At 50.1% G+C, this 12,307-nt stretch carries 8 protein-coding genes; 3 read left to right on the top strand and 5 right to left on the bottom strand.

Going from position 1 to position 12,307, the window contains the following annotated elements:
- Positions 1 to 28 precede the first annotated feature (28 nt).
- Entirely contained in the window at positions 29 to 940 is a 912-nt protein-coding gene (locus SH451x_RS06150; protein WP_479361567.1) for a PEP-CTERM sorting domain-containing protein, read from the top strand.
- 114 nt (positions 941 to 1,054) lie between these two features.
- Here the strand turns inward: SH451x_RS06150 and SH451x_RS06145 are convergent, their stop codons facing one another.
- Positions 1,055 to 3,280, bottom strand: a complete 2,226-nt coding sequence (locus SH451x_RS06145) for an NADP-dependent isocitrate dehydrogenase (protein ID WP_479361566.1) — start codon at positions 3,278 to 3,280, stop codon at positions 1,055 to 1,057.
- A 247-nt stretch (positions 3,281 to 3,527) separates the two neighbouring features.
- Here SH451x_RS06145 and SH451x_RS06140 point away from each other — a divergent pair, with 247 nt between their 5' ends.
- Positions 3,528 to 4,937 (top strand): RNB domain-containing ribonuclease, encoded by a 1,410-nt coding sequence (locus SH451x_RS06140; RefSeq protein WP_479361565.1) that lies wholly within the window; start codon positions 3,528 to 3,530, stop codon positions 4,935 to 4,937.
- A 201-nt stretch (positions 4,938 to 5,138) separates the two neighbouring features.
- On the top strand, positions 5,139 to 6,809 hold the full coding sequence (locus SH451x_RS06135; protein WP_479361564.1) for an alpha/beta hydrolase fold domain-containing protein: 1,671 nt from the start codon (positions 5,139 to 5,141) through the stop codon (positions 6,807 to 6,809).
- A 141-nt stretch (positions 6,810 to 6,950) separates the two neighbouring features.
- Here SH451x_RS06135 and SH451x_RS06130 read toward each other — a convergent pair whose 3' ends face one another.
- From SH451x_RS06130 to SH451x_RS06115, 4 genes are all read right to left on the bottom strand, one after another.
- Positions 6,951 to 9,344 carry a CRTAC1 family protein gene (locus SH451x_RS06130; RefSeq protein ID WP_479361563.1) on the bottom strand — a complete coding sequence of 798 codons (2,394 nt, stop codon included), beginning with the start codon at positions 9,342 to 9,344 and terminating at the stop codon, positions 6,951 to 6,953.
- 604 nt (positions 9,345 to 9,948) lie between these two features.
- Positions 9,949 to 10,647, bottom strand: coding sequence for a hypothetical protein (locus tag SH451x_RS06125; RefSeq protein ID WP_479361562.1), 699 nt, complete (start codon positions 10,645 to 10,647; stop codon positions 9,949 to 9,951).
- Positions 10,648 to 10,650: 3 nt separating this feature from the next.
- Positions 10,651 to 11,391 (bottom strand): helix-turn-helix domain-containing protein, encoded by a 741-nt coding sequence (locus SH451x_RS06120; protein WP_479361561.1) that lies wholly within the window; start codon positions 11,389 to 11,391, stop codon positions 10,651 to 10,653.
- An 88-nt stretch (positions 11,392 to 11,479) separates the two neighbouring features.
- On the bottom strand, positions 11,480 to 12,217 hold the full coding sequence (locus tag SH451x_RS06115; protein ID WP_479361560.1) for a 3-keto-disaccharide hydrolase: 738 nt from the start codon (positions 12,215 to 12,217) through the stop codon (positions 11,480 to 11,482).
- Positions 12,218 to 12,307 lie beyond the last annotated feature (90 nt).

Raw genomic sequence — 12,307 nt, 5'->3', positions numbered from 1 at the left:
TTCAGTCCATTTTGTCGAGTAAAGTAACATGAAGATCTTAAAATTCTCGTTGATCTGTATTTTTCTCAACTCGCTTCTGAGCCCTACAAAAGCAGAGATTGTGGCTCTTCAAGATTTTGATGGCGGAGACATCAACCTTCTTAACAGCAATGTTCCAACGATCGACGGTGGAGGCGGTGACACGTTTGCCGTAGGTGCAACGCAAGCATGGCCGACGACGGGCGGGACTCCTTTCTCGCTGGCCGACAACTCGGTAGGCGATGTCGGGGATACGACTGCATTTCCAGGTGACACCGAAGGTGTATTCGGTATCAACTCAAGCCCAAGTAACAATTTTCTGGGGATTTCTGATACTCGAAGCGATGGCGTCGGATTCACGGGAAGTCCCGTGACAGCCACTTGGACCTTCGATATTAGCGGCTTTTCCGATTTAACGCTTAGTATTGGAATGGGTTCGATGGAAGGAGGGGCCGCGTTCAATTACGGAGCTGATACGCTCTTCACTTTCGATTATGTAATTGATGGAGGCGCCGCAACCAATGCGTTTACGGTTGCGCCAGGCGGTGCTTTCACCTATCGTGCGTTAGATGACGGAACCATTGTCAGTGAAGAAACGGCCCTGTTCGCTGTTGGAGCAAATGCGGTTACAAAATTTTCTGCCGAATCCGGACTTGCAGCACTTGATACTTTCCTTGACAAATCACTCGCGGCCAACGGTTCGTTAGATAACTTTACCACCGCCATTAACGGTTCAGGCAATCAGCTAACACTTACCTTGAACGCGTACATTCCTTTTGAAGGAGCGGCGTTCGATAACATTCGAATCGATGGTGTTACTGCTATACCAGAACCTGCTAGCATGAGCCTTTTCGGATTGGCATTAGTCGGCACTGGGCTATATCAAAAACGCAGGCGTCGAAAATCGGATGGCTTGAACTAGGTTTGTCCATAGCTGAAAAAGATCAGAGCCGCGAAACGCAACGTTTTTCAAAACGTTGCGTTTCGGCTTGAACACGAGAAAGAATGCATTCGTCAGTGCACACTTTCTGATAATTCATTCACTACCCAAGCCCGCCAGAATTTGGTTCAGCGTCGTGCTCGGACGCATCGCAGCGGAAACCTTTGCAAAGTCGGGTCGGAAATAGCCTCCGATGTCGACTGGTTCGCCTTGAGCTGAATTTAGTTCGTCGACGATCTTGGTTTCATTCTCAGCCATTTCTTTCGCAACGGGTGCAAATTCAGCCTGCAGTTTCGCACTCTTGGTCTGAGCAGAAAGCGCCTCTGCCCAATAAAATGCCAGGTAAAAATGGCTGCCACGATTGTCTAGTTCCTTAACATCTCGCGATGGGGATTTGTCGTTGTCTAAGAACTTGGAAGTCGCCGTGTTGAGCGTTTCGGCCAACACTTTGACATCCGCGCTGCCGCTCTTATTGCCCGCATCTTCCAGCGAAACAGCGAGAGCTAAAAATTCACCCAGCGAATCCCATCGCAAGTGACCTTCCTCAACAAATTGTTGCACATGCTTGGGCGCTGAACCTCCAGCCCCTGTCTCGTACAGCCCGCCACCAGCCAGCAACGGCACAATCGACAACATCTTGGCACTAGTTCCCAGCTCGAGAATTGGAAACAAGTCGGTCAGGTAGTCGCGAAGCACATTTCCAGTTACCGAAATCGTGTCTTGCCCTTCCTTCGCTCGGCGACAACTCTCTGTTGTGGCTTCAATGGGTGACAGAACTTGAATATCGAGTCCAGCAGTATCATGGTCTTTCAAGTACAAGCTGACTTTGTCAATCAAATTCCGATCATGCTCACGATCGCGATCAAGCCAGAAAATCGCCTTTGCACCAGTCGCTCTGGCTCGCAGCACCGCCAACTTCACCCAATCCTTGACGGCAATATCTTTTGTTTGGCACATGCGCCAGATATCTCCCTTGGCCACGTCATGGTCGATCAGTACCGCGCCACTTGAGTCGACAACGCGAACCTTTCCATCTTGATCCATCTCAAACGTTTTGTCGTGCGAACCGTACTCTTCGGCTTTTTGAGCCATCAAGCCGACGTTTGCCACGCTTCCCATCGTGCGTGGGTCGAAAGCACCGTTGGATTTGCAGAACTCGATGGTCGCTTGGTAAACTCCCGCATAGCAACGGTCGGGAATCAATGCCTTGGTATCATGCAGTTTGCCATCAGGGCCCCACATTTTGCCCGACGAACGAATCGCCGCTGGCATCGATGCGTCGATGATCACGTCACTAGGCACGTGCAGATTTGTGATGCCGCGTCCAGAATCTACCATTGCCAGTTTGGGTTGCTTCTGCAAGGTTGCTTCCATGTCCGACTTGATCTCGTCGCGCTTTGCTTCTGGCAGCTTATCGATCTTCGCGTACAGATCCCCCAAACCATTGTTAGGCTGTGCGCCAATTGACGCCAACGTCTCGGCGTGTTTTTCAAAGACATCTTTGAAGAATACGCTAACAGCATGGCCGAAGATGATCGGATCGGAAACTTTCATCATCGTTGCCTTCAAGTGCAACGACAACAAAACACCTTGCTGCTTCGCGTCGGCGATCTCACGCTCGTAGTATTCACGAAGCTCGGTCACGCTCATCACGGATGCGTCGATGATCTCACCAGCCAGCAGTTTTAGCTCCTTCAGCAGCTTTACGTTACCCTGATGATCAACGAATTCAATTTTGACATTGCCATCGGACTTCATAACACAAGACTGCTCGCTACCGTAGAAGTCGCCTTGCGTCATCGATGCCACGTGCGATTTAGAGTCGGCGGACCAAGCTCCCATCGAATGGGGATTCTTGCGGGCGTACTCTTTAACGGGAGCGGCTACGCGGCGGTCAGAGTTTCCTTCTCGCAGGACTGGGTTCACCGCACTTCCCAAAACCTTTGCGTAACGCGACTTGACTTCCTTTTCAGCGTCCGATTTTGGGTCAGCAGGATAATCAGGAATTGCATAACCTTTGGCCTGCAGTTCGCTAATCGCCGCCACCAGTTGCGGAATCGAAGCGGAAACGTTGGGCAACTTGATGATGTTCGCTTCCGGCAGTTTCGCGAGCTCGCCCAATTCGGCAAGAGCATCGGGCTGCTTTTGAATCGTCGTAAGTTTGTCAGAAAAATTCGCAAGGATTCGCCCAGCCAAGGAGATGTCTTGTTCGTCGATCACCACGCCGGAACTATGGGTGTACGCTCGGATAATCGGCAGCAACGAATAAGTTGCCAAGGCAGGGGCTTCATCTGTGATGGTGTAGACGATTTTCGATGGCATTCTGATTCTCTTCTTGGAAAGTTGCAAACTCTTGCGTCAGCAGCAATTTGTCGGATTGTACAATAATCAGCGAAGTTATCGAGTCGTTTCACGTTGGCTTTGTTTCAAGGCTGCTGACACCAAAGATCAGCATCCGCCCATATCTTGACCGTCTGAATTTGTCCCTTTAAAGTGCTGCAGCGGGGCCAGTTCGCTAAATTCTTTTTAACGCTGGTGGTCCGAACCTTACAGCGAGCGTGGATACGAGATGAATGTTGCTGAAGAGGCCAGAAAAGCTTTGGCCGCGGGTCTAGGCGAAATAATTCAGCAATTCAAACTGCCAACTGCTTTCCCGCCGCTGGTGCTGGATTCGATGGAGTTGGCTTTGAAGGCGACAGCGGCCAATGGTCAGGTGGCTTGGATGGCCGGTCGCCGCGATGCTGGCTCACTTCCGCTGGTGACCTTAGATCCCGCAACATCGACCGATCTTGATCAAGCTTTTTGTTTAGAGGCCGACGGTGATGAAATTGTACTTTCCTATGCCCTAGCTGACTTAAGTGCATTCGTCGCTCCAGGAAGTGCGCTTGAGCAAGAGGCTTGGACACGAGGCGTCACGATCTATGGCCTCACCGAAAAGATACCGCTCTATCCAAAGCCTATTTCGCAAGGTGCAGCAAGCCTTCTACCAAACGGTCCTCGCCCCGCAGTCCTAATCGCCGTCGCAGTGGACAGGGTCGGCGAAGTCCGTCTGAAGTCGATCGAACGCGTCGTGTGTCAGAGTCGTGCCAAATTAGCGTACGACAATATCAATATAAGTTCGATGCCACTGCTGGAAGAATTCGCTCAACGCATGTGGGCGAACGAAGTTGCTCGAGGTGCGTCGCGAGTTGAATTCCCCCAACAAGTGGTAGTCACCGATCCCGATGCACCGGGCGGTATACGCCTGGCGCTGCGGGCTCGTAATTATGCTGAAGCTATCAATTCGACCATGTCATTGGCTGTCAATTTGGCTATCGGCAAACTCTTTAAGCAGGCCGGTGTCGGCTTGTTTCGTATCATGGCTGAACCTTCTCCAAAAGCGACACAAAGTTTACGACGCACTGCGCACGTGCTCAAAATCAAGTGGAACGAGCATGAGAATCTGCGTGATTTGCAGCGCAGGCTCGATCCCGAGAACGTGACCCATCAACGCTTTCTACTGGAAGCGCGTCGGAGCGGTGGGCGAGCTACTTATCAAACTTTTGCACAGGAGCAAAACCCATGGCACTCGGCAATCGCAGCCACGTATTCTCACGCAACAGCACCCATGCGTCGCTTGGCAGATCGATATGTACTAGACTTGGCCGATTGCTTATTGAACGACCGTCAACCTTCGAGCGATTTGCTGGAGAAGCTCGAGCGTCTACCTCAAGTGATGGAGCGCTACGAAGCGCGAGCTTCCAACGTCGATCGTGCTGTCATTGACCTCTTAGAGGCTGTCTCGCTACAGCATCGGATAGGTGAGGTTCTACTCGCAGAAGTCGTCGACGCGCAAGCCAGCCTTGTACAAACTGAAGATTCGGCCATTCGAACTCGGGCGCTAGAACTCCCGAAAAACGTAAAAGACGGCGACTTCATCCATGTACGCATCGACGCCGCAAATCCGAAAACGCGCAAAATCGCCTTGGTGGCGACTTGAAAATCGAGCTCGCCTTCTAACTGAGACAGCGAACGTAGTATGGAATCATCAATGCTATCCGTCCCCTAGTCGAATTGTGCTCTTTGTTGATGTACCATGAAGGACACGCAAGGGCGCGTGCTGGGACGAGTGCGATCTCGAGCATGCTCGCAAGTTGGCGAATTATCTGAACATCACGCACCTCAAATGCTGGTTGAAACTATGTTGAAGTCATTCGTGCCACACCATGTGGCTTGTCTTTTCCTCGCAATTGCTGGAGTTTTTGGGACGTCTCAATCCATGGCAGCCGAATCATCAAGTAGTTTCAATGTGTGGCCTCAAGATCCGCCAACAGTCGTTCCAACTCAAGGTTCCGAACGAGTTCTCGAAAATCGCCCGCGACCTTTCTATCAGTTGACCGACGTTTCGACACCGACTGTCTCCGTCTTCTTACCTGAACAAAGCAAACAGAACGGGACTGCGGTTTTAGTTCTTCCCGGCGGAGGACTTCAACGGCTGGCGATCGAACACGAAGGCTTCGAAGTCGCTCAATGGCTCAACGAACTTGGCATCACGGCGTTCGTCCTCAAGTACCGCGTGCCGGCTCGGGCGCAAATCGGTGTCCAAGACGCGCAACGCGCGCTTTCCATCATTCGATCCAAAGCAAACGAGTGGAAAATAGATCCTGACTGCATCGGGTGCATCGGATTTTCCGCCGGTGCGGAAATCTGCGCGTACCTTGCGACTCAACATGATGATCGACAATACGAACCGATCGATGAAGTTGACACTGTATCATGTCGTCCCAATTTTGCTGCGTTGATCTACCCCGGCGGATTGGTTGGCTTCCGTGAGGCAGGCGTGAAGCAATCGATTACTTCGAAACTTGGCAAAACAACTCCACCATTTTTCATCGCTCACGCGTTTGATGATGCGTCTTTAAACAGCCTTGAATTTGCGGTGGCACTCAAAAAGGCCAACGTACCGGCTGAAGCCCACGTCTACCAAAAAGGCGTTCACGGATTTGGCGCGCGTTCTACCGGCCAGCCATTGGACGCGTGGCGCAACGCGTTCTCGGTCTGGGCTGAATCAAACGGATGGCTCGATGCGAAATGGGCGCGGGACTATGAAAAACAGCTTCATGATTCGTTGCAGAACAACACCCCCATCGCAAATATCCCTCAAGAACATCGCGAAGGTGCCTTTCAAGATTATTTTGCAATTCAACGCCGACTTGTCGAACGAAAACTGACAACCGAACGCGTCGCTGGCTTCAAGGGTGGAGCCGTTTTCAAAACGGACCAAGAGAAACTTGGCATCTCTCATCTGCTTATTGGTGTTATGTTCCAATCAGGACGTTTGGCTGCGAGCGACAAAAAACCGCTTACGATTGATACCGATGCCGAAACGATCCTCGAAACTGAACTTGGTTTCGTCATCGGCGTGGATATCGCCTACGCAATACCCACAGCCGAACATGCAAAATCGTCAGTGGAAAAAATCGTTCCTGTAATCGAAATGCCAAAACGATACACGTCGCGTATGAGCAATCCACCAAACGTCGCGGAAACGATCGCGCTAAACATCGGGGCTAGTCGTTTTCTGGTCGGAGAGGCGATTGAACCTGAGATGTTCAAGCCAGATCAGCTCAGCATTCGCGTTTCAAAAGACGACGAAGAGATCGGGGCCGTAGCAGCCGATAAAATTGACTTGGATATGTGGCAAAACCTTCAGGCTCTGATCAATCAAACCGTCGAACGTGGATATACCCTCCCCGCGGGAAGCATCATTCTCAGCGGCGCACTTGGAAAAGTGTATGTTGCACAGCCAGGAAAGTACGAAGCCGACTATGGCACGGTTGGCAAGCTGACGTTTGAAATGGTTGCCGAGTAGTCTAAGGGAGTGTCCTGAAGTCAATTCCGCAAATCAATTGTAGCGGTAGGGCGCGAGCCCTCCGGTTTTGTGACACCGAACGGCTTTCGCCGTTCCGCTAAAATAGGTAACTGTTTTGGGACAATTCCTAAGTTACCGAACTCAATCACGCGAAGTCCGCATCGCTTCTGCCATGCTGACTTCCCCGGGCAGCGCTATCGCGGTCTGCTCTGTCGGCAAAAGTTCGACCTCATTCTCTTCGATAACATAAAACTTGTTCAAAGCCACGCCATCGAACCGTTGTACTTTTCCGCTAGAAGGCCAACTGATTTCAATGTTTTCGATCTTCGTCGCGTCGTTTAAACCAATAGTAGCGGTAAGTGGATTCGCCCCAAAGCTAGAGCCTGACGAGACCACGCGATAGATCGTCGGACAGGATTCATCATCGGTAGAAATTTTAATCCGAGCACCAATCGCGGCGCGGTTGCTTTCCACACCGACCAGCTTTAATTCAACAAACGACTTGCCCTGATTCGGATTTTGAAACATGAGGTTGTGAAACCGGTCGCCATCGATCGCGCCTCCCATTTCGATCAGGATATCAACGTCGCCGTCATTGTCCCAATCGCCACAAGAAACACCGTGACCTTTTTGCAGATGTGCAGTACCCGAACTGGCAGAAATATCTGCAAACGATTCGCCGCTCAAATTTCTGAACATACGGTTGGGCACGAGCGAAGAAATATCTGGTTCGCCAGTCCCTAAATAGAAGTCAAGAAACCCGTCACCATCAAAATCCCCATAGTTGCTACCCGTGCAGTAAAGAACTTGATCTAAATTCACATCCGAAGCTTTATCTTCAAATCGAACGCCGTCAACATTCATGAACAGCCGAGTCGTTTCAAGCGGCTGCTCAAGGCCAAGCAGTCCATGGACACACGCAGGGAGATTGTTCTGATAGCATGTCGCCATGATGTCAAGCAAACCGTCGTTATTGTAATCCCAGGCCCAACAAGAAAAACCTGACTCAGGTCCTTCGATTCCCACTTCGCGCGTCGACTTCGTAAACGTTCCATCATGGTTGTTGATGTAGAACTGACCGCCTGTTTCCGACATGTTATTTAGAAAGACGTCTTGATAACCGTCATTGTTGTAGTCGATCCACGCAATTCCTTTGGCCTGAAAATCACTTTCTCCTGCTAACCCTGCTTGTGCTGCAACTTCGGTGAACGTACCGTCTTTGTTGTTGTGATAGAGCAGGTTCGATTGCTGTTCACATGCTACAAGCAGATCTAACCAGCCGTCGTTGTCATAATCTGCCCACTGCGCTGTGATCGAATTGACAGGCTTTGAAAGACCAGCCGTAAAGGTCACATCTTCAAATTGAAGATTGCCAAGATTTGTCAATAGAGATGGCCGTACTGCCATATCCCCGTAGTACCATGCCCCGCGAACGACGAAAATGTCGAGCAAGCCATCGTTGTTGTAGTCGGTCTGCACACAATAGAGTCCGCCAAGCTGTTCGCTCAAGCCGGCTACCTGGCTAACATTTTCAAACTTGCCCGTCCCTAGATTTTTATAGACTGCCATAGGTACTCGTGAATCATAACTTGAATACACGATATCAAGCAAACCATCATTGTCGAAGTCGTCCATGATCGCTCCGCCAGCTTGATTGAACCGATTAATTCCCAGTCGAGCGCCAACGTCAATAAACTTGCCAATTGAGTTTTGATCATCAAAAAACTGATCGAGTGATACCAGATGTTTGGAGCTCACTTTCTGAGGGTACGCACCCAGTGTCATATATGCGATGTTCAGCAACCATTTGACTCGCAGATCGTCCGGAAAAACTGTAAGGTATTCGGTAAAGTGTTTGATCGCTTGCAATGAACCGCGGCGGTCTCGGTGAACTGCCTCCTTCGAGATCGGCAGAATGCACGAACTCTCACCGCGGCACATAATACAGTTTGCGTTCTCGCCGATTCGGAGTGAGGCGACTCCTTGAAGGTAAATGATCGGGAAGAGAAAATTCTGTGCACCTACCGGGTGGGATTCGGCCATCGTACGGAGTTCGCTGAGTGTTTGATACGCCTTCTCAGGCAGTCCGTCCATCTGGTAAGAGGCGGCTTTGAGCATCATTGTTTCAGCGATTTGGGGCGGAGTTGCGTGACCACTCTGAAGATAACGATCCATTTGCAATCGTGTCGTTTCACCAAACCGATCAAACTGAGCCGCAACCTTTTTCAGATCCGTCTCTTCGCCCCATTTGCGGACTTGATTGAGAAGCATGCTGAAACCAGAAGTTTCAATGTCATGCGGCCGTGCTGAAAATTTTATGTTCGAGCGTACGAGACTGTCAAATTGCGCACCTACTACCGTCGCGAGCTCAACATCAGTTTGCTCACAAGGCGCCGCTTGTTTAGGAGATACTTCCTGTGGTGGAACACGGTATGGATCTTTTTGCGTCTCTCCATTGCCAGAGTTAAACGCTATATACCCGAGAGACGCGATTGACAATGAAACGCCACCGATCAATGCGGTCTTTCGATTCATCTTTTAGGCCTTTAGCTAATGCACATTTGGTGTTTTCATTTGGTTATGTGCATCAAATCATTACACACTGTTGCCACTAAACAACTGCCGTAGACATGCGGCTTACCGTGACAGCCAACGATCGTTCGACGCATAAAAAAAACCGTAAATTGGCGGAACCTTCTACCGATCCAGAAGTGCAAATTTTCGGTTAAGCTCTGAGTTATGCGTACGAAGTTGCGACTAAATCAATATGTGCTGAACATCGGGAGGCAGCGAACGCCAGCGTTGAAAAGTCAAGCTCGCTAGCCTGCATTTTTAGAGATCGCGCGTGCGGTATGTGCAGAAAAGAGTCCTGACACCTTTATTGCGAAGAATTGCACAACCAATCACGAAACAGAGGGAATGGAACCGTGTTGGGTCCACGACGCGAAAGCGCGTGAGCAAAAAAACTCAAAAAGGTTGCGTAAAATGACCGCGAGGCGAGCCAGCGAATCGTGTAAGGTTCGAGAATACTATTGCCTTAGCATTGAAATCGTCTATCCGTATATGCATTGGTTTGCAAACACGTGCACCTCTTAACAGACGACGAAGAGAAGTTAGCCTTGAACGGGACTGCTTGGCTTTAGAGCGGAACAGGCCCCATAGCCTTATCGATCAAGACGCTTCGCAAAGCGTCGTTGACACGGGCCATCTTGCGTACAACTGCGAAGGCTTTTCCGGGCGGTCGCAGCACGACTACAACGCGATCTGAGTAGAGCTCGCTTGGTCGCAACTCGACCGCATTCCACGGATTTAGTGATAATCCATTGAACGAAACTCCATTCTCAAAGAACTCTATCGTATTCGGATAGAGCCGCCACATGAATCGTGACATCACATAACCACAAGTAATCGCCAACTGTATTTGGGAGAGGTAATGGAATCGCATTCCATGATGATCATTTTTTAAAGTGGTCAATCCAATCGAGAAGGCAAGCTGAGCACCGGCTACTAATAACATGACAAGCACACTGTAAATCGCTGGCCAATGTCGCCATTTCCCTTCGCCACAATACGCCATCCCCAAGCGTCGGCCTGAACCGGCAAGTAAGCTCCTTCGCTGCGCCGATAATAGTGCGATTGCGCCAATCGCAATTACAGATTGGACCAACGTTGTCAGAGAAAGTTGTAGCAGCCCTTCAGTACTCAACTCCCTCAGGTATGGCGCTGCAACAGCCAACAGAAGTGCGGCTATAGTGAGCATCGCAAACAGATCGATGATGTTGAATTGCTTTGGATCTGTGACGATCGCATCTTCGGAGACTGTTGTTAAGTCTTGCATGCCCTATTCCGATGCTAGCAGTTTGGCCTTCGCAAAGTGATTTGCGCCCTCATGTGTGTCGAATCGATCATCAAATGATATCAACTTGCCGTTCCGAAAGTCGAGCTTTACGGCTAGCTTGATGGGGCCAGGCATTGGCATTCCAATCGGATGTGCCCACGTATCTCCCCACACGAGCGCACCATGGCCAGTAGAAACAAACTGAAAGTCTTCGATCTCTGAATGATCTTGTGGTGGTTCTATCACACTGTAGAACAAATCGAACGCCCGTCGCGCTGCTTCTTTGCCAAAGTGTGAGCCTGCGAATGGAAAGATTTTCGGATCGCCGGTGAAGTGTACAACCACATCGGGCGCAATAAAATGATCATTCAGGTCGATGACGTTCCGTTCGCGTTGATACATCGACAAAAAGAATATTCTCGCGAGTGCCGCGGGATCGACAGCAAGCTCATGTACAGAAACTGCTTCGCCATTTTCGCTCAAAGCTTCTGCAATAATAGACAATGTCGATGCAGAAATATTTTGACTCGCCTCTGCTTTGACAATCAGCCGTTCTGAAAAACCCGCTCGCTTTGCCAGTTCGCCTTGGGTCCAGCCAACCTTCTTACGCAACTGCGAGATCAATTTTCCGTTACAAGGGATTGAGCGCGTGGAAAATGGGGGCAACTCGGTCATGTTGGGAAATTCGCCAGCGCTAGGCGGCAAGAGTGCACTGTAGATTAGTGAGAAGAGTCGGAAACGCACTTACGAGGTTTGTAAGCGCGCCTCCGTTTTTTGGTGGGGCAGGGAGCCCTGCGGGAGAGGAAGGATCTACAACACAAGTTGCTGTGTGTTATTTTTTCGTCAAGTCACGGATACGAATATTGCGAAAGGCTACTTCATCACCGTGATCTTGCAAGCTGATGTAACCAGTTGTCGGCTTTCCGAAGTTCTTGAATTGCGAAAACTTGCTCGCGGCAACTTTCTCGTCCCAATCCTTGCTACCCTTAACGTATTCAAAGTACTTCACGCCATTTACGTAGTGCTCGCACTTTTCAGGAGTGATAAGCAAACGCAGTTCATTCCATTGGCCAGCTGGTTTCGTTGCATCTTCCGTTGCCGTGTAAAGCTGATAAAGCCAACCACATTTTTGCGGGTCATGGCCAGCCACATTGTCTTGGATTTGAACTTCAGGGCCGGTCATCCACGGCGTATCTGCTTCTTCCGTCGAATGGTACATCAAACCACTATTACCACCCGAAGCGATCTTGAACTCAAGAATCAACTCAAACGCACCATACTGTTCTTTTGTAACGATATCGCCAGCGTTGCCCGAGTGTGTCAGCGTTCCGTCCACCACTTTCCAGTTTTCACTGATAGTGTCCTTGCGGTAATTCCGCCAGCCCTCAGTCGATTTCCCATCGAACAGCAATTTCCAGCCACTCGATTTTTCTTCGTCGCTCAACTCATTGAGAGCGTGAGAATGTGCGGTTTCTTGGTCATCCGCAACTACGATCGTAACGTAGGCAAGACTCGTTACGAGACTTAAGGCCAAACTTGCCAGCAATCCAATCGCTAATCTCTTCTTCATACAAGCTTTCCAGATCCAGGGGAAGAATGTCCGACGCCCGATTATAGTCAAAATCCCATCCGGAAAGCACCCCGCCAGCTCCACTTAGCT

It is taken from the genome of Njordella aestuarii (assembly GCF_056494165.1).
The sequence above is the reverse complement of the archived record's forward strand: the minus strand, read 5'-3'. Positions and strand labels throughout refer to the sequence as shown.